20 protein-coding genes are annotated in these 20,802 nt (G+C 70.6%); 15 read left to right on the top strand and 5 right to left on the bottom strand.

Annotated elements, in window-relative coordinates:
- Window positions 1–19: 19 nt before the first annotated feature.
- On the top strand, window positions 20–697 hold the full coding sequence (locus RPQ07_RS16710; RefSeq protein WP_313944942.1) for a response regulator transcription factor: 678 nt from the start codon (window positions 20–22) through the stop codon (window positions 695–697).
- An 86-nt stretch (window positions 698–783) separates the two neighbouring features.
- Here RPQ07_RS16710 and RPQ07_RS16705 read toward each other — a convergent pair whose 3' ends face one another.
- Complete coding sequence (locus RPQ07_RS16705) at window positions 784–1,908, bottom strand: DUF5937 family protein (RefSeq protein ID WP_313948920.1); 1,125 nt, start codon at window positions 1,906–1,908, stop codon at window positions 784–786.
- 107 nt (window positions 1,909–2,015) lie between these two features.
- Between RPQ07_RS16705 and RPQ07_RS16700 the strand changes: the two genes are divergently transcribed.
- Window positions 2,016–2,213, top strand: coding sequence for a hypothetical protein (locus RPQ07_RS16700; protein WP_313944941.1), 198 nt, complete (start codon window positions 2,016–2,018; stop codon window positions 2,211–2,213).
- Between the two features lie 93 nt (window positions 2,214–2,306).
- Here RPQ07_RS16700 and RPQ07_RS16695 read toward each other — a convergent pair whose 3' ends face one another.
- A complete protein-coding gene (locus RPQ07_RS16695) occupies window positions 2,307–3,449 on the bottom strand; it encodes a threonine aldolase family protein (RefSeq protein WP_313944940.1) in 1,143 nt (380 codons plus the stop codon).
- A gap of 116 nt (window positions 3,450–3,565) precedes the next feature.
- Between RPQ07_RS16695 and RPQ07_RS16690 the strand changes: the two genes are divergently transcribed.
- The 10 genes from RPQ07_RS16690 (at window position 3,566) to RPQ07_RS16645 (ending at window position 11,979) form a co-directional block, all read left to right on the top strand.
- Window positions 3,566–4,486, top strand: coding sequence for a Rossmann-like and DUF2520 domain-containing protein (locus RPQ07_RS16690; RefSeq protein ID WP_313944939.1), 921 nt, complete (start codon window positions 3,566–3,568; stop codon window positions 4,484–4,486).
- Window positions 4,483–5,478, top strand: coding sequence for a pantoate--beta-alanine ligase (panC, locus tag RPQ07_RS16685; RefSeq protein WP_313944938.1), 996 nt, complete (start codon window positions 4,483–4,485; stop codon window positions 5,476–5,478). The genes RPQ07_RS16690 and panC overlap by 4 nt, the downstream gene beginning before the upstream one ends.
- Window positions 5,475–7,190, top strand: coding sequence for an L-aspartate oxidase (locus tag RPQ07_RS16680; RefSeq protein ID WP_313944937.1), 1,716 nt, complete (start codon window positions 5,475–5,477; stop codon window positions 7,188–7,190). The genes panC and RPQ07_RS16680 overlap by 4 nt, the downstream gene beginning before the upstream one ends.
- Window positions 7,187–8,212, top strand: coding sequence for a carboxylating nicotinate-nucleotide diphosphorylase (nadC, locus tag RPQ07_RS16675; RefSeq protein ID WP_313944936.1), 1,026 nt, complete (start codon window positions 7,187–7,189; stop codon window positions 8,210–8,212). Before RPQ07_RS16680 ends, nadC begins: the two co-directional genes overlap by 4 nt.
- A complete protein-coding gene (locus tag RPQ07_RS16670; protein WP_313944935.1) occupies window positions 8,212–9,009 on the top strand; it encodes a type III pantothenate kinase in 798 nt (265 codons plus the stop codon). The genes nadC and RPQ07_RS16670 overlap by 1 nt, the downstream gene beginning before the upstream one ends.
- A gap of 680 nt (window positions 9,010–9,689) precedes the next feature.
- Window positions 9,690–10,265: a hypothetical protein gene (locus RPQ07_RS16665; RefSeq protein WP_313948919.1), complete on the top strand. Its 576-nt coding sequence runs from the start codon at window positions 9,690–9,692 to the stop codon at window positions 10,263–10,265.
- 14 nt (window positions 10,266–10,279) lie between these two features.
- Window positions 10,280–10,453, top strand: coding sequence for a hypothetical protein (locus RPQ07_RS16660; protein WP_313944934.1), 174 nt, complete (start codon window positions 10,280–10,282; stop codon window positions 10,451–10,453).
- Between the two features lie 119 nt (window positions 10,454–10,572).
- Window positions 10,573–10,968, top strand: a complete 396-nt coding sequence (locus tag RPQ07_RS16655) for a BlaI/MecI/CopY family transcriptional regulator (protein WP_313944933.1) — start codon at window positions 10,573–10,575, stop codon at window positions 10,966–10,968.
- A gap of 9 nt (window positions 10,969–10,977) precedes the next feature.
- Window positions 10,978–11,499 (top strand): amino-acid N-acetyltransferase, encoded by a 522-nt coding sequence (locus RPQ07_RS16650; RefSeq protein WP_313944932.1) that lies wholly within the window; start codon window positions 10,978–10,980, stop codon window positions 11,497–11,499.
- Window positions 11,500–11,643: 144 nt separating this feature from the next.
- Window positions 11,644–11,979 carry an Lsr2 family protein gene (locus tag RPQ07_RS16645; RefSeq protein ID WP_313944931.1) on the top strand — a complete coding sequence of 112 codons (336 nt, stop codon included), beginning with the start codon at window positions 11,644–11,646 and terminating at the stop codon, window positions 11,977–11,979.
- On the opposite strand, the gene RPQ07_RS16640 is transcribed toward RPQ07_RS16645, so the two are convergent.
- A complete protein-coding gene (locus RPQ07_RS16640) occupies window positions 11,958–12,548 on the bottom strand; it encodes an SCO3374 family protein (RefSeq protein ID WP_313944930.1) in 591 nt (196 codons plus the stop codon). The two genes, RPQ07_RS16645 and RPQ07_RS16640, sit on opposite strands and share 22 nt — an antisense overlap.
- A 431-nt stretch (window positions 12,549–12,979) precedes the next feature.
- On the opposite strand from RPQ07_RS16640, the gene RPQ07_RS16635 reads away from it, so the two are divergent.
- On the top strand, window positions 12,980–15,505 hold the full coding sequence (locus RPQ07_RS16635; RefSeq protein ID WP_313944929.1) for an ATP-dependent Clp protease ATP-binding subunit: 2,526 nt from the start codon (window positions 12,980–12,982) through the stop codon (window positions 15,503–15,505).
- An 87-nt stretch (window positions 15,506–15,592) separates the two neighbouring features.
- Here the strand turns inward: RPQ07_RS16635 and dacB are convergent, their stop codons facing one another.
- Window positions 15,593–17,203 carry a D-alanyl-D-alanine carboxypeptidase/D-alanyl-D-alanine-endopeptidase gene (gene dacB / locus RPQ07_RS16630; protein ID WP_313944928.1) on the bottom strand — a complete coding sequence of 537 codons (1,611 nt, stop codon included), beginning with the start codon at window positions 17,201–17,203 and terminating at the stop codon, window positions 15,593–15,595.
- Between the two features lie 537 nt (window positions 17,204–17,740).
- Between dacB and RPQ07_RS16625 the strand changes: the two genes are divergently transcribed.
- Window positions 17,741–18,433 carry a M23 family metallopeptidase gene (locus tag RPQ07_RS16625; RefSeq protein ID WP_313944927.1) on the top strand — a complete coding sequence of 231 codons (693 nt, stop codon included), beginning with the start codon at window positions 17,741–17,743 and terminating at the stop codon, window positions 18,431–18,433.
- Between the two features lie 18 nt (window positions 18,434–18,451).
- On the opposite strand, the gene RPQ07_RS16620 is transcribed toward RPQ07_RS16625, so the two are convergent.
- A complete protein-coding gene (locus RPQ07_RS16620; protein WP_313944926.1) occupies window positions 18,452–19,012 on the bottom strand; it encodes a helix-turn-helix domain-containing protein in 561 nt (186 codons plus the stop codon).
- A 114-nt stretch (window positions 19,013–19,126) separates the two neighbouring features.
- On the opposite strand from RPQ07_RS16620, the gene RPQ07_RS16615 reads away from it, so the two are divergent.
- Window positions 19,127–20,704 (top strand): MDR family MFS transporter, encoded by a 1,578-nt coding sequence (locus tag RPQ07_RS16615; RefSeq protein ID WP_313944925.1) that lies wholly within the window; start codon window positions 19,127–19,129, stop codon window positions 20,702–20,704.
- Window positions 20,705–20,802: the final 98 nt, after the last annotated feature.

Below are 20,802 nucleotides of genomic sequence, written 5' to 3'. Positions count from 1 at the left end.
GACCGAGGACCCCGCTGCCATGTCCATCCGTGTGATGCTCGTCGACGATCAGGTGCTGCTGCGCACGGGATTCCGCATGGTGCTCGCCGCCCAGCCCGACATGGAGGTCGTCGCGGAGGCGGGCGACGGGGCCGAGGCGATCGAGAACCTGCGGGCCACGGCCGTGGACGTGGTGCTGATGGACGTCCGTATGCCGAGGCTCGACGGCGTCGAGGCGACGCGGCGGATCTGTGCCGCGCCCAACCCCCCGAAGGTGCTGATCCTGACCACCTTCGACCTGGACGAGTACGCGTTCTCCGGGCTGAAGGCGGGCGCGAGCGGCTTCATGCTGAAGGACGTGCCGCCCGCCGAACTGCTCGGTGCGATCCGCTCGGTCCACAGCGGTGACGCGGTCGTCGCCCCCTCGACGACCCGCCGCCTCCTGGACCGCTTCTCCCCGATGCTGCCGAGCAGCGGCAGCGAGCCGCAGCACAAGGAGCTGGAGCGGCTCACGGACCGGGAGCGCGAGGTGATGCTGCTGGTCGCCCAGGGCCTGTCGAACGGCGAGATCGCTGCCCGGCTGGTGCTGTCGGAGGCCACGGTGAAGACCCATGTGGGCCGCATCCTGACGAAGCTGAACCTCCGCGACCGGGTGCAGGTGGTCGTGCTGGCCTACGAGACGGGCCTGGTACGCGCGGGCGGCGGAGCGGCTTCCTGACGCGCACGGCGTGGGATCCGGCACACCCGCTGCGACCGACAGCCGCGTACGGCCTCTCCGCCGGACGGCCCGGCGCCCGAATTCGGCTAGCGCAGCACCGTCTCCAGGAAGTCGCTGCCCAGCCGCGCCACGGCGGAGACGTCCAGCTGGTGCAGGACGTACCGGCCGCGCCGGCGCGTGGAGACGAGCCCGGCCTTCTTCAGCACCGACAGATGCCGTGAGACCTCCGGCGCGGTGATGTTGTACGCGTCCGCCAGCTCGCTCGTCGTGTACGCGGCGCGCGCCAGGTTGCGGCACAGCCGCATCCGCATGGGGTGGGCGAGCGCCTCCATCCGCAGCTTCAGCAGCTCGACGGGCGCGGGGCCGGGCAGTCCGGGCGAGCCGACCGGGTAGTGGATCACCGGCCGCCAGCCCGGCGCGTGCAGCACCATCAGATGCGGCCAGCCGAAGCTCGACGGCACGAACGAGAGTCCGGCGCCCACCGAGGGGTCGACGGCCGTCGTCCGCCCGTCGGCCAGCTTGTCGGCGCTGATACGGGTCCGGTCCTCGTCCACCGTGAGCGCCGGGGAGACGTCGTACAGCGCGTCGGCGAGGCCCTTGTGGCGCAGCAGTTCGGTCTTGTGCCGGGCGTCGGCGGCCAGTTGCGGTGCGACGCGGCGCCAGGTGTCGGCGAAGAATGCCTGGTCGCAGTCCTCGAAGAGCCTGCGCACCCAGGCGCGCACGGACGCCGGGTCGTCCAGCAGCCGCCGGGTGAAGTCGAGCTGCTTGGGTCCGCGGGTGGCGGCGAGTTCGAGCGCCCGCTCCCGCCGGGCGGGGTCGGCCAGCGCGGACGGGCCGGCGATTCCGTACGTACTGGCGCAGGTGAACTCCAGCGCCGCCGACACGAACCGCTCGTCGTCGAGGCGGTCGAGCAGGTCGAGCTCCTCGGCGATCGTCGCGCCCGTGCGGCCACCCGCGCCGCCGAGGGTCGCGGGCAGCCCCGCGAACGGCATGAAGACGTCGGAGAAGGTGGACCGCCACAGGAAGTCCGCCTCGTGCAGGCGGTCCGCGAGATCGGGCTTGAGCCCGGCGGCGGTGGCCGTGGCCCAGCCGTGCAGGCCCGGATGGTGCGCCGGCTCGGCCAGCGCGTGCAGGGCGACGCCGAGCTCGGCGAGGGGAGAGATGTCGAAGACGATGCGCTCCTGAGGGAGCCCGCTGATGTCGATGGTCACGCTCACAGGTCCCATGGTGCGGGGTGCGCGCAATCGTCCGACCGCCGGTTGACGCGGCTCGTCAATCGGCGCGACGGGCGGTGGGGGACCGGCGCAGCGTTGAGGACATGAACGCCATGCAGCAGCACATGATCGACAGCTACCGCGCCTCCGTCCTCGGCACCCCGCCTCCGCCGCAGCCGGGCGTCCACGACTGGCAGGTCGCCCGCGAACTGGGAGCGGAGATGGCCCGCGGTCCGGGACTCCTGCGGACCCTGCGGGCGAGGCTCCACAGAGCGGAGCGACCCAGGGCGCGTAACGGCTGACGCGCAGGGTGCGCGGGCGGTGCCGTGCCCGCAGGACCTGCCGGACCTGACCGGGCCCCCGCAGCCGTGGGCGTCGTCCGCCGCCCGCCGCTCCTACCCCACCCGCCCCAGAAACCCCTTCAGCGCCTCCCTCACGTCCTGTGCCGACCACTCCAGCCCTTGCGACGCCACCGTCACCTCCGTGACCGACAGCCCCGGCGGAGAGCCGTCCGAGAACCATCGGCGGAACAGCGTCACCCCCGTCTCCTCCGCCTGGGCCACCGCCGCCTCGTTCAGCGCGTCCGCGTCGTACGGGAGCCAGACCTGGAACTGGTGCGTGTGCGGAATCTGCGGGTGCACGCGGAACCAAGGGGCGTCGCTCTCGCGCAGGCCCTCGTCCAGCGCCGCGGCGACGGTCTTCGCGTGCGCCACGTAGGACGGCAGCCGCGGCAGTTCGCGCTCCAGTCCGAGCAGCGCCGACAGCGCCGCCGGGTACTGCTGGAACATCAGGCCCCCGTACCGGTGCCGCCAGGCGCGGGCCTCCGCGATCAGGTCCGCGGGGCCCGCCAGCGCGGCGCCGGAGAGCGCGTCGAGGGACTTGTAGAAGGACACGTACACGCTGTCCGCGAGCGTGGCGATCTCGTCCAGCGGGCGGCCGAAATGCGTCACGCACTCCCACAGCCGCGCGCCGTCGAAGTGGACGACGGCGTCCCGCTCCCGCGCCGCCTCCGTCACGTCGACCAGCGAGTCCCACGACGGGAGGACGAAACCCGCCTCCCGCAGCGGCAGTTCCAGCATCAGGGCCCCGAAGGGCTCCTCGAAGTCCTGGATCTCCTCCGCCGTCGGCAGCCTCGGTTCCGTCGTCGGGTGGACCGTCCGCAGCCCGCTCACCGCCGAGAAGGCGCCGCGCTCGTGCATCTCCGGGTGGGCCGTGGGATGCAGCGCGACCGTGCTGTTCCCCGTGCGGCCCGCCCAGGACCGCAGTGCCACCTGCTGCGCCATCGTCCCGGTCGGGAAGAACGCGGCCTCGGGGAACCCGAGCAGCCGCGCCACCCGCCGCTCCAGCTCGGCGACCACCCCGTTGCCGTACACATCGGTCCAGTCGTCCAGGTCGTAGACCTGGCCGGCGTCCGCCGCGAGGGCCGTCAGCCGCTCCTGGATCCGGTGATCGGCGGACGCTCGCCAGAGCACCCGGTCCGATCCGCGCCACGCGGCCAGCCTGCGCCGCCGCTCGTCCTGTTCGCCGGTGTCAGTCACCCCTCGATCATTCCCCACAGCCTGTGGACAACCGGAAGAGCGGGGGCCCTGCTGGCGTAGCATGACGGGAAATCGTCCGGTACCCCCCGCGGACTGGAACGGAAGGCCCCCACCGCGTGAATGCCACAGCACCACAGGAACCGCTCGACCCGCGGGACCGCCCCGCACGCCTGACCGTCGGCGTCGTCGGAGCGGGCCGTGTCGGACCGGCGCTGGCGGCGTCGCTCCAGCTCGCCGGGCACCGCCCGGTAGCGGTCTCCGGAGTCTCGGACGCCTCGGTGCGACGAGCCGCCGTCCTGTTGCCCGACGTGCCCATCGTGACGCCCGCCGACGTCCTCGCCCGCGCCGATCTGGTCCTGCTGACCGTCCCCGACGACGCCCTGCCCGCCCTCGTGGAAGGCCTCGTCGAGACCGGTGCCGTCCGCCCGGGACAGCTGCTGGTGCACACCTCCGGGCGATACGGCGTGGGCGTGCTGGACCCGGCGTTGCGGGCCGGCGCACTGCCTCTCGCCCTGCACCCCGCGATGACCTTCACCGGCACGAGCGTGGACGTCCAGCGCCTGGCCGGCTGTTCGTTCGGGGTGACCGCCCCGCAGGAGCTGCGGCTCGCCGCCGAGGCGCTGGTCATCGAGATGGGCGGCGAGCCCGAGTGGATCGAGGAGGAGGCCCGCCCGCTCTATCACGCGGCCCTCGCCCTCGGCGCCAACCACCTGGTGACCCTGGTGGCACAGTCGATGGAGCTGCTGCGTACGGCGGGGGTCGCCGCCCCCGACCGGATGCTCGGACCGCTGCTCGGCGCGGCCCTCGACAACGCCCTGCGATCGGGTGACGCCGCCCTCACCGGCCCCGTCGCCCGCGGAGACGCCGGCACCGTCGCGGCGCACGTCGCGGAGCTGCGCAAGCACGCACCGGGCACCGTCGCCGGCTATCTCGCGATGGCCCGCACCACCGCCGACCGGGCGCTCGCCCACGGGCTGCTCAAGCCGGAGCTGGCCGAGGACCTCCTCGGTGTGCTGGCGGAGGACGACGCGCGATGAGCTTCCGCATGGTGACGACCGCCGACGAACTGCACACCCTGAGGGCCGTGGGCGGCACCCGCGCCGTCGTGATGACCATGGGCGCCCTGCACGAGGGCCACGCCTCGCTCGTACGCTCCGCCCGCGACCTCGTCGGCCCGACCGGCTCGGTGGTCGTCACGGTCTTCGTCAACCCGCTGCAGTTCGGCGCGGGCGAGGACCTCGCCCGCTACCCCCGCACCCTCGACGCCGACCTCGCGACCGCCGAGGCCGCAGGCGCCGACATCGTCTTCGCGCCCTCCGTCGACGAGGTGTACCCCGGCGGAGAGCCCCAGGTCAGGATCTCCGCCGGCCCCATGGGCGAGCGTCTCGAAGGGGCGTCCCGGCCGGGCCACTTCGACGGCATGCTCACCGTCGTCGCCAAGCTCCTGCACCTCACGCGCCCCGACATCGCTCTCTACGGCCAGAAGGACGCGCAGCAGCTCGCGCTGATCCGACGAATGGCGCGCGACCTGAACTTCCCGGTCGAGATCGTCGGCGTACCGACCGTGCGCGAGGAGGACGGTCTCGCCCTCTCCAGCCGCAACCGCTACCTCTCCCCGGCCGAGCGGATCACCGCGCTCTCCCTGTCCCGGGCCCTGTTCGCGGCCCGTGACCGCCTCGCCGCCCAGCAGGCACTGCACGCCCGCGCCGAGGCGACCGCCGGCACGCTCGCCCGGGCCGCCGCGCTCTCGGCCATAGGGGAGGCGCGCGCCGCCGCCGACACCGCGGCCGTCGCCCAGGCAGGTCCCGGCTGCGCCGACGCCGTACGGACCGCGGCGCGCACCGTCCTGGACGAGGCCGCGCGGCTCACTCCGCCGCTCGCCCTCGACTACCTCGCCCTCGTCGACCCGGCCACCTTCGCCGAGATCCCCGACGACCACCACGGCGAGGCGATCATCGCCGTCGCCGCGAAGGTCGGCGGCACCCGCCTGATCGACAACATTCCCCTGACGTTCGGAGTCTCCACGTGACCGGCATACGGCTGAACGCCCCCGCGCCCGGCTGGGCCATCGCCGCCGACGTCGTCGTGGTCGGCTCGGGCGTCGCCGGCCTGACCGCCGCGCTCCGCTGCGCCGCCGCCGGGCTCTCCACGGTCGTGGTCACCAAGGCCCGCCTGGACGACGGCTCCACCCGCTGGGCGCAGGGCGGCATCGCCGCCGCGCTGGGCGAGGGCGACACCCCCGACCAGCACCTGGACGACACGCTCGTCGCGGGCGCGGGCCTGTGCGACGAGGAGGCGGTCCGGGCCCTGGTCACCGAAGGCCCGGACGCCGTGCGGAGGCTGATCGCCACCGGCGCCCACTTCGACACCTCCGCCGCCGGCGAGATAGAGCTCACGCGCGAGGGCGGCCACCACCGCCGCCGTATCGCGCACGCCGGAGGCGACGCGACGGGCGCCGAGATCTCCCGCGCACTGGTCGAGGCCGTCCGCGACGGGGGCCTGCGCACCATCGAGAACGCCCTGGTCCTGGACCTGCTCACGGACGCCGAAGGCCGTACGGCGGGAGTCACCCTGCACGTCATGGGCGAGGGCCAGCACGACGGCGTCGGAGCCGTCCACGCCCCGGCCGTCGTCCTCGCCACCGGCGGTATGGGCCAGGTCTTCTCCGCCACCACCAACCCCGCCGTCTCCACCGGAGACGGTGTGGCACTCGCGCTGCGCGCCGGGGCCGAGGTCTCCGACCTGGAGTTCGTCCAGTTCCACCCGACGGTGCTGTTCCTCGGGACGGACTCGGAGGGCCAGCAGCCGCTCGTCTCGGAGGCCGTCCGCGGAGAGGGCGCCCACCTCGTCGACGCCGCCGGCACCCGCTTCATGCTCGGCCAACACGAACTCGCCGAACTGGCGCCCCGCGACATCGTCGCCAAGGGCATCATGCGCCGGATGCAGGAACAGGGCGCGGCCCACATGTATCTGGACGCCCGCCACTTCGGGGCCCGGATGTGGGAGCAGCGCTTCCCGACCATCCTCGCGGCCTGCCGGGCCCACGGCATCGACCCGGTCACCGAACCGATCCCGGTCGCCCCCGCCGCCCACTACGCCTCCGGCGGCGTACGCACCGACCTGCGCGGCCGCACCACGGTCCCGGGGCTGTACGCCTGCGGCGAGGTCGCCTGCACCGGTGTCCACGGCGCCAACCGGCTCGCCTCCAACTCCCTGCTGGAAGGCCTCGTCTTCGCGGAGCGCATCGCGGCCGACATCGCCTCGCGCGCACCGCTCTCCGCCGGCGAGCCCGTCGCTCCTGCCAGCCCGTCGGAACTGCCGCTGATCGCCCCCGAGGCGCGCGTCGAGATCCAGCGGATCATGTCGCAGGGCGCGGGCGTCCTGCGCTCCGCCGCCAGCCTGACGGAGGCCGCCGCCGCACTGGAAGGTGTCCACCGCGCGGCCGTCGAGGGCCAGGAGGGCCCCGCCAAGACGGCCGAGCCGGGCGTGGAGTCCTGGGAGACCTCGAACCTGCTGTGCGTCGCCCGCGTCCTGACCGCCGCCGCCCTCGAACGCGAGGAGACCCGCGGCTGCCACTGGCGCGAGGACCGGCCCGACCGGGACGACACCACCTGGCGCCGCCATCTGGTGATCCGCATCGAGCCCGACCGCAGCCTCGTCGTCCGCCGCACCGAGAGCACCGCGTTCCCCGCCACCTCCGCCGCCACCGTCCCCGACGCCCCCAGGGAGCACCAACCGTGAGCACGCCCGAAGAACGTCCGCGTCCCGTGGACGTACCCCTGATCCAGATCGGCGCCCCGGCCGAGTCCTCCGGGGGCTGCGGGGACGCCTGCGGCTGTGCCGGCGGGGAGGAGGGGTACGACGAGCTGGAGTGCGGGCTCGACCCCGCCCTCGCCGCGATGCTCGCCGACGCGGGCCTGGACCCCGTACAGGTCGAGGACATCGCCCACCTCGCCCTCAGCGAGGACCTCGACGGCGGCGCGGACGTGACCAGCCTGGCGACCGTTCCCCAGGACGCCGTCGCCACCGGCGACTTCACCGCCCGCGAGGCCGGCACGGTTGCCGGCCTCCAGGTCGCCGAGGCGGTGCTGTCGGTGGTGTGCTCGGACGCGTTCACCGTCGAGCGCCATGTGGACGACGGCGACCGCGTCGAGGCCGGCCAGAAGCTGCTCTCCGTCACCGCCGACACCCGTGACCTGCTCACCGGTGAACGCAGCGCGCTGAACATCCTGTGCCGCCTCTCCGGCATCGCGACCGCGACGCGGGCCTGGTCGGACGCGCTGGAGGGCACGAAGGCGCGGGTCCGCGACACCCGCAAGACCACTCCGGGACTGCGTGCCCTGGAGAAGTACGCCGTCCGCTGCGGCGGCGGCGTCAACCACCGCATGTCCCTCTCGGACGCGGCCCTGGTCAAGGACAACCACGTGGTGGCCGCGGGCGGCGTCGCGGCGGCCTTCAAGGCCGTCCGGAACGCCTACCCGGACCTCGCGATCGAGGTCGAGGTGGACACCCTCCACCAGGTCCGCGAGGTCCTGGACGCGGGCGCGGACCTCATCCTGCTGGACAACTTCACCCCGGCGGAGACCGAGGAGGCCGTCGCGATCGTCGCCGGCCGCGCCGCTCTCGAATCGTCCGGGCGGCTCACCCTCGACAACGCCCGGGCGTACGCCGAGACGGGCGTCGACTACCTCGCGGTGGGAGCTCTGACCCACTCCTCCCCGATCCTCGACATCGGCCTCGACCTCCGTGAGGCTGACGTCTGATGCTGCTCACCATCGACGTCGGCAACACCCACACCGTGCTGGGGCTGTTCGACGGGGAAGAGATCGTCGAGCACTGGCGCATCTCCACGGACGCCCGCCGCACCGCCGACGAACTGGCCGTCCTCCTCCAGGGCCTGATGGGTATGCACCCGCTGCTCGGGGACGAGCTGGGCGACGGCATCGAGGGGATCGCGATCTGCTCGACCGTCCCCTCGGTCCTCCACGAGCTGCGCGAGGTGACCCGCCGCTACTACGGCGACGTGCCCGCGGTCCTCGTCGAGCCGGGCATCAAGACCGGTGTGCCGATCCTGATGGACAACCCCAAGGAGGTCGGCGCGGACCGCATCATCAACGCGGTCGCGGCGGTCGACCTCTACGGCGGACCCGCGATCGTGGTCGACTTCGGTACGGCGACGACGTTCGACGCGGTGAGCGCGCGGGGGGAGTACGCGGGCGGTGTGATCGCCCCGGGCATCGAGATCTCGGTCGAGGCGCTGGGCGTCAAGGGCGCGCAGCTCCGCAAGATCGAACTGGCCCGGCCGCGCAGCGTGATCGGCAAGAACACGGTCGAGGCGATGCAGTCGGGCATCGTCTACGGGTTCGCGGGCCAGGTGGACGGCGTGGTGCGCCGGATGAAGGCCGAACTGGCGGACGAGGCGGACGAGGTTACGGTGATCGCGACGGGGGGTCTGGCGCCGATGGTGCTGGGCGAGGCGTCGGAGATCGACGAGCACGAGCCGTGGCTGACGCTGATCGGGCTGCGGCTGGTGTACGAGCGGAACGTGTCACGGATGTAGGTGCGGGGTGCTTGTGGCTCGGGCCCTTGTGGCGGAGCCGCTTGTTCGGTGCGAGTCCTTGTGGCTCGGGCCGAGGTTCTTGTGGCGCGGCCGGTTGTTCGGTGCGGGTGCTTGTGGCTCGGGCCGAGGTTCTTGTGGCGCGGCCGGTTGTTCGGTGCGGGTGCTTGTGGCTCGGGCCTTGTTCGGTTCGGGCCCTTGTGGCTCGGGCCGAGGTGGTTGTGGCGCGGCCGGTGGTTCGGTTGCTGTCCCGGTGCCGTTCCGGGGTCATGTCCGGGACTGCGGTCCTCACCGCGCTTCGCGCGAGTTGCGGGCGCTTTGACGTCCCGGACACGACCCCTGCACGTCCCCGTCCCTGCACGCGACCAGGGCGGTACGCCCCTCGCCCCCACCCCACCCTCGCAGCGCACCCCGGCCCACGGGCGGAGGGTCGCGGGGACGGCGGGAGGGGGGCGGGGGCGCAGGAGGGGGGTGTCCGGACGTCAAAGCTTCAGCAGCTCGCGCGAAGCGCGGTGAGAAAGCAGTCCGGACACCCCCTCCGGAGAACCCGACCCCGCACCCACCACCCACAGCGCGCCCCCGCACAAACACAAGGGCACGCCCGGGTTGGGGGAATAAACCGATTTGAGCGATTTCGCACGTATTGTCAGTGCATGCCCACGCCATACGGTTCCCGCGGCGGCATGGCCTTCAGCGCAGACGAGCTGCGTGTGCTCCGACGCGCCCTCGCCGTTGCCCTCCATCCCGTCCCCCTCCCCGACGAGGACGTCCAGGCCTGCCTGCGTCTGGCCGACTCGGTGGACGAGGCGTCCCGCGAGGCAGGCCGGCTGCGCGCCTTCCTCCTCGCCGACCTCGGCCGGTACCGCTCCGCGCTCCCCGGCACCGCGGCGAGCTATCTGGAGCTCCTCCAGGACGCTCTGGCCACCGGCTACGACCCGCGTCCCGAGGACCTCGCCGCCCTGCGCACCCTGCGCGGCAATCCGGTCGGCGTGGCCGTGCTGCACCGCTGTCAGGCGCTCGCCGAGCAGTCCGTACGGGCCAGGCTGGCGGGCCGCTGCACACCCGCGCCGCGTACCCGTCTGCTGGCCCTCCCCGGCGGTCGTGCCTCGGGGGACGCGAAGCAGCAGCCCCGGCCGGAGCCGAGGAAGCCGCAGCCCAGCAAGCCCGAGCCGGGGGAGCGCCCGGTGCCCAAGCCGTCCGAGGTGTTTCCGCCGCGCCGCCGGCCGATGCCCCCGCCGGAACAGCTCGCCGCGGGCTAGCTACTCTGGGAGGCATGGACTACGTATCCGCGCTCCTGCCCCCCGTGGTGATGGCCGTCTTCTTCACCGTCCTGGTCGTGACGATAGTCAAGAGCCAGGGCGGCCCGAACAAGGCCAAGGAGGACGCGATCGTGGACGCCGCGATCGCCCGTGCGGAGTCCACCCGCCAGGCCGGCCGGGACGTCTGACCCGCCCCGACGCAGCACCCGCGCACCCGCGCGACCAGGACGTACGGCAGAGCCCCAGCCGTACGTCCTTTTTGTACGTCATTACCGCTCATTCCCCCTTCTCCCACTATGGTGGCGATGTGCCCCGCCAATTGGGAGACCTGGAAGACGCCGTCATGACACGCGTCTGGCAATGGAACCGGCCGGTCACCGTCCGGGAAGTCCTGGAAGACCTTCAGCAGGAACGGTCCATCGCCTACACGACGGTCATGACCGTAATGGACAATCTCCATCAGAAGGGCTGGGTCCGGAGGGAAGTCGAGGGCCGCGCCTATCGATATACGGCTGTCTCGACGAGAGCCGCCTACTCCGCCGCCCTGATGAACGAGGCGTGGTCGAAGAGCGACAACCCCGCGGCCGCACTTGTCGCCTTCTTCGGGATGATGTCGTCCGAGCAGCGGGAGTCCCTGCAAGCCGCCGTCCGGATCGTTCAGGGCGACGAGGTCGCCGACGGCGGTACCGCCGCGGGGCGATAGCGTCATGACATGCCTTATGCCCCAGCAAATGCCATCACCGTCCGGCGGGCCAGGACGTCCGATGTGCCCGAGGTCCGCCGTCTCGTCGATCCGTACGTGAGTGAAGGCATCCTCCTCGACAAAGCGACGGTCACTCTTTACGAAGCCATCCAGGAGTTCTGGGTCGCGGAACACGACGAGGACGGCACCGTCGTCGGCTGCGGCGCGCTCCATGTGATGTGGGAAGACCTCGCGGAAGTCCGCACTCTCGCGGTGGATCCCGCCCACAAGGGCGCCGGCATCGGGCATCTGGTGCTCGACAAGCTCTTGGACACAGCCCGCTGGCTCGGGGTGCGACGGGTTTTCTGTCTCACCTTCGAAGTGGACTTCTTCGGCAAGCACGGCTTCGTGGAGATCGGTGAGACTCCGGTCGACGGAGATGTCTACGCCGAGCTGCTGCGTTCCTATGACGAGGGCGTCGCCGAGTTCCTCGGGCTCGAACGAGTGAAGCCGAACACCTTGGGCAACAGCCGGATGCTTCTGCACCTGTGATCACCGGGAAGAGCCGGAACCCTATGTCCGAATCGCGCACGTTTCCCGCGTTCTCGAGGTTCTGAACCTCTGCCAAGGGTTTGTGTTTTCCAAGGAAAAGCGGTTTCCTTTCCGCGTACTGCATTTTCGATGAAAGGAAATCCGGTGGCACAGAAGGTTCAGGTCCTTCTTGTCGACGACCTCGACGGCGGCGAGGCGGACGAGACCGTGACGTTTGCGCTGGACGGCAAGACCTACGAGATCGACCTCACCACCGCCAATGCGGACAAGCTCCGCGGTCTGCTGGAGCCCTACGCGAAGAACGGCCGTCGTACCGGCGGTCGCGCCGCGTCCGGCCGTGGCAAGGGCCGTGCGGCCGCGAGCGGCAACAAGGACACGGCGGAAATCCGTGCCTGGGCCAAGGCGAACGGCTACGAGGTCAACGACCGCGGCCGGGTGCCCGCCACGGTCCGCGATGCCTACGAGAAGGCCAACGGCTGAGTAAACGGCCCTGCATTCACCCGCTGCGTATTCCTGCGCAGCAATCGGGCCCGGTGGCACTGCGTCGCCATCGTGTCCAGGAGCCGTACGAGATCGGGGCCGGTGCCCCGGCCGGTTCCAGCGCTGCGTCCGAAGGGCGCCAGCGCCGGAAGTGTCGGTTCCACCTCGCGCCCGGGCACGGGGGGCCGCAGCCACACGGCGGCCCCCCGCGAGCCGGGCCATCCGGGCGGCGGCGGGGCGGTCATCCGTCCTCCCGGGCCGGCGGCCGTGAGGTCCAGGGCGATTCCGCCCCATCCCAGCCAGTCGAGCAGTCCGGGCACCTCGTCCGCGCTGCCCGCTGCCACCAGCAGGCGCATCCGGTGCCCCATCAGGGCGACAGGGCTCGCCAGGTCCGTGCGGCGCAGGACGGCCGCCCCGGCGTCGGCCGGCAGTTCCAGCACGTCGAAGCGCAGTCCGGTGAGCAGTTGCACGGGGAAGCAGTCCGCCGCGGCCCAGCCGAGCTCGGTCTCGTACCACTGGGCGCGGCCGTCGTCGGCGGGCGTGCGGGGGAGCGGGACGGTGAGGGCCATACCCCGGGAACTCCCGGGACGGTGCGAGAGTTACGTAGAGTGTGCGTGCGAATGCGCCTGGTAGTGGCATCGGGGGCGTCCGGGCGCAGTCGGGGGCGCAAGGTTGTTCGCCCGTAGCTGAGGGAACCCGCGCGCGCCGCATGGAGTGTCAGTGCTTGCGGGTAAGACATTCCTAGTGGGGAGGGGCGACACGCTCGCCAGGCCGTCTCACGTTCGCCATCGGCGTAGTCAAGGTGAGGGTATCTGCCTGGCCTGCGGGAACATCGTCTCGCACCATCGGGTTGGAGCAGTTGTCGGCGTTCAGGGGTCAGGAGGCCACTTACGGGTGTCGGCAGTTGGAATGAGCGGTCCCCGCTTGCGGGACTAAGCTGCGGAAGGACAGGGAGGGGACCGACCCCTTACTGCCTGACCGCTCTGAGGAGCGATTAACGATGTTCGAGAGGTTCACCGACCGCGCGCGGCGGGTTGTCGTCCTGGCTCAGGAAGAAGCCCGGATGCTCAACCACAACTACATCGGCACCGAGCACATCCTCCTGGGCCTTATCCACGAGGGTGAGGGTGTCGCCGCTAAGGCCCTGGAGAGCCTCGGGATTTCGCTCGAGGCGGTCCGCCAGCAGGTGGAGGAGATCATCGGTCAGGGCCAGCAGGCCCCGTCCGGGCACATCCCCTTCACGCCCCGTGCCAAGAAGGTCCTGGAGCTGTCGCTCCGCGAGGCTCTTCAGCTGGGCCACAACTACATCGGCACCGAGCACATCCTGCTCGGCCTGATCCGCGAGGGCGAGGGCGTCGCAGCCCAGGTGCTCGTGAAGCTGGGCGCCGATCTCAACCGGGTGCGGCAGCAGGTCATCCAGCTGCTCTCCGGATACCAGGGCAAGGAAGCCGCCACAGCAGGCGGCCCGGCCGAGGGCACCCCCTCGACCTCGCTCGTCCTGGACCAGTTCGGCCGGAACCTCACCCAGGCCGCTCGTGAGTCCAAGCTCGACCCGGTCATCGGGCGCGAGAAGGAGATCGAGCGGGTCATGCAGGTGCTGTCCCGCCGTACCAAGAACAACCCCGTGCTCATCGGCGAGCCCGGCGTCGGCAAGACGGCGGTCGTCGAGGGCCTGGCGCAGGCCATCGTCAAGGGCGAGGTGCCCGAGACCCTCAAGGACAAGCACCTCTACACCCTGGACCTGGGCGCGCTGGTCGCGGGCTCCCGGTACCGCGGTGACTTCGAGGAGCGTCTGAAGAAGGTCCTCAAGGAGATCCGCACCCGCGGCGACATCATCCTGTTCATCGACGAGCTCCACACCCTCGTGGGTGCGGGTGCCGCCGAGGGCGCGATCGACGCCGCCTCGATCCTCAAGCCGATGCTGGCGCGAGGCGAGCTGCAGACCATCGGCGCCACGACGCTGGACGAGTACCGCAAGCACCTGGAGAAGGACGCGGCCCTCGAGCGCCGCTTCCAGCCCATCCAGGTCGCGGAGCCGTCGCTGCCGCACACCATCGAGATCCTCAAGGGTCTGCGCGACCGGTACGAGGCCCATCACCGGGTCTCCATCACCGACGAGGCCCTCGTCCAGGCCGCGACACTGGCCGACCGGTACATCTCGGACCGCTTCCTGCCGGACAAGGCGATCGACCTGATCGACGAGGCCGGTTCCCGGATGCGCATCCGCCGGATGACCGCGCCGCCGGACCTCCGCGAGTTCGACGAGAAGATCGCGGGCGTGCGCCGTGACAAGGAGTCGGCGATCGACTCCCAGGACTTCGAGAAGGCGGCCTCTCTCCGCGACAAGGAGAAGCAGCTGCTCGCCGCGAAGGCCAAGCGCGAGAAGGAATGGAAGGCCGGCGACATGGACGTCGTCGCCGAGGTCGACGGCGAGCTCATCGCCGAGGTCCTCGCCACGGCGACCGGCATTCCCGTCTTCAAGCTCACCGAGGAGGAGTCCTCCCGCCTGCTGCGCATGGAGGACGAGCTCCACAAGCGCGTCATCGGTCAGAAGGACGCCATCAAGGCGCTCTCGCAGGCCATTCGCCGTACGCGAGCGGGTCTGAAGGACCCGAAGCGCCCCGGTGGCTCGTTCATCTTCGCCGGCCCGTCCGGTGTCGGTAAGACCGAGCTCTCCAAGACGCTCGCCGAATTCCTCTTCGGCGACGAGGACGCGCTGATCTCCCTCGACATGTCGGAGTTCAGCGAGAAGCACACGGTTTCGCGTCTCTTCGGTTCCCCGCCCGGATACGTGGGTTACGAAGAGGGCGGCCAGCTCACCGAGAAGGTGCGCCGGAAGCCGTTCTCCGTCGTCCTCTTCGACGAGGTCGAGAAGGCCCACCCCGATATCTTCAATTCCCTTCTGCAGATCCTGGAGGACGGTCGCCTGACCGACTCCCAGGGCCGCGTCGTGGACTTCAAGAACACGGTCATCATCATGACGACCAACCTCGGGACCCGGGACATCTCGAAGGGGTTCAACCTGGGCTTCGCCGCGCAGGGTGACACCAAGACGAACTACGAGCGGATGAAGACGAAGGTCAACGAAGAGCTCAAGCAGCACTTCCGGCCCGAGTTCCTCAACCGTGTCGATGACACGGTGGTCTTCCACCAGCTGACCGAGGAAGACATCATCCAGATCGTCGACCTCATGATCGCCAAGGTGGACGAGCGCCTGAAGGACCGCGACATGGGTCTGGAGCTCAGCCCCACGGCCAAGTCGCTGCTCGCCAAGAAGGGCTACGACCCGGTTCTGGGCGCCCGGCCGCTGCGCCGGACGATCCAGCGCGAGATCGAGGACATCCTCTCCGAGAAGATCCTCTTCGGTGAGCTGCGCCCCGGTCACATCGTGGTCGTGGACACCGAGGGCGAAGGTGAGGAGAAGAAGTTCACCTTCCGCGGCGAGGAGAAGTCGGCTCTGCCGGACGTCCCGCCGATCGAGCAGGCGGCAGGCGGCGCAGGCCCGAACCTGTCGAAGGACGCGTAAGCGCCCGAAGGCCTGACAAAGGGGCTGCCCCGGACCATTGCGGTCCGGGGCAGCCCCTTTGCTGTGCCTCGCCCCGGGATCGGGGTGTCAGCAGAGCGCCGGCTTCCGCCAGGAGCATTCGAGATCGGCCGGGGCCTCGGATGCGCGGCGCGGCTTCGGCGGTACGGCCGTGACCGTGTCGTTGGCCGTGTCGGACTTCGCCAGCGTCACCACGATCGCGTCCTCGATGCTCTTCACCGAGGACGCGAGGTAGTTGTTGAGCACGACGCTGTAGGTGAGCTCACGGCCGGCCGCGTCCTTCACATAGCCGGACAGCGCGGATGCGCCGGTGAGCGAACCGGTCTTTCCGCGGGCGTTGAGTGCCGCGGCGGTCCCGCACATGCGGGTCCGCAGGGTTCCGCCGGTGAAGCGGTCCGGGTGGCACGCCACGGGCAGGGAGGCATACCAGTCCGCGTACCAGGGGGCGTCGCGGACCGACAGGAGCAGGGTGGTCAGCTGCTCGGCCGGGAAGAGGTTCATCCGGGACAGACCGGAGCCGTCGACCTGGCGCAGCTCTGCCGTGTCGACGCCTTCCTGTTTGAGATAACCGTCCACCGCCGCCAGGCCGGCTGCCCAGGTGCCGCGGCCCGACGTCTCCCGGCCCATGGTCTTGGTGAGCGTCTCGGCGTGCATGTTGTTGGACAACTGCATGAACGGGACCATCAGCTCCCGCAGCGGCATGGACCGGTGGGAGGCGAGCTCCTTCGCGCCGGCCGGTGTGGGCCGGCCCAGCCGGGGCGGTCCGGCGACGCGGACACCGTGGCGGGCGAGCGCGTCGGAGAAGACCGCGGCCGCGTAGCCGGTCGGCTCCCAGACGGCGATCCACTCCTTGGTGGCACCGGCGCCGACGGGAATGTTGCCGCTGACCGTGATCGTGTTGGTGCCGTGCTGCCGCTCGACGGAGAGGGTGTCCGGCTGCCCGGCGGGGACGGTGGTGCCGCGCACGTCGAGGCGTACGTAGTCCGTCGGCGGTGTCACCTTGATCCGTGGCCGGGCGCCGGGCCGGGAGCCCGGGAGGGCCTCCACGATGACCGTGCCCGAGTCGTAGTCGGTGTCGGGGGCCACCGTGAGGGGTGAGATCTGCGCGGAGTAGTACGAGGACTCGTCGTCCGACGCCCATGAACGTCCGAGCCGCTGGGTGTCGAAGCGGGTGTCGTCGGCGACGAGCCTGCCGGTGACGCGTCTGATGCCGGTCGCGGCGACGTCGGCGGCGAGCCGGTCGTAGTCCTGCGCGAGGGCGGTCGGGTCGCCGCTGCCGCGCAGATACAGGTCGCCGCGGAGTGTGGAGCCGTACCGCGGGCCGCCGGCGAGCACGTCGGTGCGGTAGCGGTAGTCGGGCCCGAGCAGCGCCATCGCGGCGACGGAGGTGGCGAGCTTGGTGTTGGACGCGGGCATCAGACGGTCCGCGCCGGTGCGCTGGTAGAGCCGTTCGCCGGTGGTGGCGTCGGCGATCACCACGCTCGCGGCGCCGCCGTCCATCCGGGCGTCGGCGAGGATCGTGTCGATGGCCCCCTTGAGGCCGTCGTCCGACGGCCCGGCTCCGGCGGGCGCGCTCCAGGTGAGTGTGGACGTGAGGATGCAGGCGAGCCCGATGACGACGGGCCGGATCCGGGCGCGGCGCTGTCCGCGGCGGTTCGAGCGAATCACGGGTCTACTCATGGCACAGGAGCATCCCGGAGGTGGCCTCGCGCGGGAAGGACGCCGGTCGGCCCGGTGAGCCTCCCTTTTCAGGGGCGTTTTATGGGCGAAACGGGCATACGGGACTTGGGTGTTGGTGTGGCCTGGGCAACATTCACAGGCCCTGGAGGGCCCCTCGCCCGTGACAAGGCACACAGGCCCATCCGGTCCTACTAGCCGGAATAGGAGCATGGTGCGCCGCTCGGCCGGGCCCTTCGGTCCTGGTAGCGGGGGGACCTTCGACCCATCGGCGGACGAATGGGTCGGATCCGGGCCCCATGGGGGCCCCGCTCCACCGGTACATGCGATTAAACCCGTTTTCGAGGGGATATCTCCCCGTGTTTCCGGTGCGCTTCTCGATCATGGTCGAGGGGTGTCAAGAGTCCGATTCCTGGCGCCGGAGCTACGACGCAATGTCGTAGATGGGGGGTTTGATGACGGATGGGCGCTTCGGTTACCAATGTGGAGCCAGCCCGGTGCGAGCGTGCCGGGTCAATTCATGCCCGGAGGTTCCCCCGAATGTCGAAGCGCATCAACCACCGTCTCCGCCCGTCCGTGCTCCGTACCCGTGGCACCGTCGTCGCCGCCGGACTCGGCGCCGTGATGGTCGTCGGAGCCGGTGCGGGTGTCGCCTCCGCAGCTGGGGGCACCACTGCGGCTGCTGACCCCGCGACCGCCGTGGCCGCGCAGGCCGATGCCCAGGCGAAGGCCGCTGTGAACGCGAAGGCCGTCAAGGCCAAGGCCGCGAAGGCCGCCGCGGCGAAGGCTGCCAAGGCCAAGGCCGCGAAGAAGGTCGCCTGGGTCAAGCCCGTCGGCAAGTACACGCTGAGCGCGAGCTTCAACCAGGGCGGCGCCATGTGGGCGCACAAGCACTCCGGCCAGGACTTCGCCGTCCCGGTCGGCACCACGGTCAAGGCCGCGAACGCCGGTACCGTCGTGAAGGCCGGCCCGTACGGCGGCGGCGACGGCGCCGCGTACGGCAACGCCATCGTGATCAAGCACGCCAACGGCAAGTACTCGCAGTACGCGCACCTGTCGAAGATCAACGTGGGTGTCGGTTCGCACGTGAAGACCGGCCAGTCCATAGCCAAGTCCGGCAACACCGGAAACTCCTCCGGCCCGCACCTGCACTTCGAGATCCGTACGACCCCGAACTACGGCTCGGCGCTCAACCCGGCCTCGTTCCTGCGCACCGTGGGTGTCACCTTCTGACATTCGCTCCGCGGTACGTCACCCGGTGACGCGGTGGGCCTGGCTCACCAGATCGATCGCGACCTCGAGGACAGCCCGGCGCTTGTCCTCGGGGTCGCCTTCGATTGTCTGGAGGAAGAACATCCCCGCGTGCATCGTGAAGAGCGCGCTGGCGCAGCGGACCTGGTCGGGCAGCGGGGCGCCCGGCTCCTTGATCAGGTCCAGCAGGCCGAGCATGCGCTTTTTGAAGGTCTCGCCGATGCTCAGCTCGCGGACCGTGGCCTGGTTCTCCTGCATGAAGCGGAACAGGGGAGCGGCCTGGGTGAGGGCCTCGCTGTAGCGGCGCAGCAGTTCCTTCTTGGTGGCGAGGGTCTTCGGCTCCGCCTGGGCCCACTCCATCAGCTCGTCGATCGGCCTCGTCAGATCCTCGAAGAGGCTGATGACGATGTCTTCCTTGGTCTTGAAGTGGTAGTACAGCGCCGCCTTGGTGACATCGAGCCGCTCGGCGATCTCGCGCAGCGAGGTCTTCTCGTAACCCTGCTCGGCGAAGAGTTCGAGGGCGACGTCCTGGATGCGCTGGCGTGTGTTGCCTCTGGCCATGGTCTCTCCCCAAGAACGCTCAAACTTACTTGACGCCCGGCTAGTGCGCGGTCTACCTTCCCCAGTGTAGTCAGCTAGCCGGGCGGCAAGTAAGTGCGTGGGGGAGTGGAACCGATGAACACCAGCAAGCGGGATCCCGAGGAGCCCGAGAAGAGCCAGGGGCGGGCCGCGAAAGAGCCGCGCAGTGTACGGATCGTGATCTTCGCACTCATGATCGCGATGCTGCTGGCCATGCTCGACAACATGATCGTCGGCACCGCGATGCCGACCATCGTCGGCGACCTCGGCGGTCTGGAGCATCTGTCCTGGGTCGTCACCGCCTACACGCTGGCCACCGCGGCCTCGACCCCGATCTGGGGCAAGCTCGGCGACCTGTACGGGCGCAAGAACATCTTCCTGCTGTCGATCGTGATCTTCCTGATCGGATCCGTGCTGAGCGGTATGGCCCAGGACATGGGCCAGCTGATCGGCTTCCGGGCCGTCCAGGGTCTGGGCGCCGGCGGTCTGATGGTCGGCGTCATGGCGATCATCGGTGACCTCGTCCCGCCCCGGGAGCGCGGCAAGTACCAGGGCATGATGGCCGGTGTCATGGCCGTGGCCATGATCGGCGGACCGCTGGTCGGCGGCACGATCACTGACCACCTCGGCTGGCGCTGGTCCTTCTACATCAACCTCCCGCTCGGCGCCGTCGCGCTGGCGATGGTCACCGCCGTCCTCCACCTGCCGAAGCGCGAGCGCACCAAGCCGCGCATCGACTACCTGGGCGCGGCCCTGCTGACGGTCGGCATCACCTCGATCGTGCTGGTCACGACCTGGGGCGGTACGGAGTACGCCTGGGGCTCCGCCGTGATCATGGAGCTCATCGCGATCGGCGTGGCCGCGCTCACCGGCTTCTTCTTCGTCGAGACCAAGGCCGCCGAGCCGATCATGCCGCTGCACATCTTCCGCAGCCGCAACTTCACGCTGATGTCGGTGATCGGCTTCATCGCCGGATTCGTCATGTTCGGCGCGGTCCTCTTCCTGCCGCTGTACCAGCAGTCCGTCCAGGGCGCCTCGGCGACCAACTCCGGCCTGCTGCTCCTGCCCATGCTGATGTCCATGCTGGTCGTCTCGATGATCGCGGGGCGGGTGACCACCAACACCGGCCGGTACCGCATCTTCCCGATCATCGGAGCCGGACTGATGGTGACCGGCCTGTTCCTGCTCGCGCAGATGGACACCGAGACCTCGCGTCTCGCCTCCGGCGTCTACATGGCCGTCCTCGGCGCCGGTATGGGCTTCCTGATGCAGATCACGATGCTGGTCGCGCAGAACAGCGTCGAGCTCAAGGACATGGGCGTCGCCTCCTCCGCGGCCACCCTCTTCCGTACGCTCGGCAGCTCCTTCGGCGTCGCGATCATGGGCGCCCTGTTCACGAGCCGGGTGAACCACGAGATGTCCGCCGGCGGCAACGCGGACCTCACCGAGCACTCCGCCCAGCTGGACGCGGCCGGCCTGGCCAAACTGCCGGACGACCTTCGCGAGGCGTACGAATTCGCCGTGTCGTCAGGGACGCACGGTGCGTTCCTCCTGGGAGCGTCGGTCGCCGTGCTCGGCTTCGTCGCGGCCTTCTTCGTCAAGGAGGTGCCGCTGCGCGGTGCCGCCCCCACGAAGGACCCGGCGCCGCAGGACAAGGTCGCGGAGAGCGTCTGATCGCGTCCGGACACGGAGAGCGTCCGACCGCGGTGGGCCCGGCGCGGCGCTGAGGCTCCGCCCGGCCCGCTGCCCGGCTCACGGCCCCCGGTGTGTGC

Origin of the sequence: Streptomyces sp. AM8-1-1 (genome assembly GCF_032229325.1) — a bacterium.
Taxonomy (GTDB): Bacteria; Actinomycetota; Actinomycetes; order Streptomycetales; family Streptomycetaceae; genus Streptomyces; species Streptomyces achmelvichensis.
Note: the sequence above shows the minus strand (reverse complement) of the source record. Positions and strands in the feature narration are given on the sequence as shown.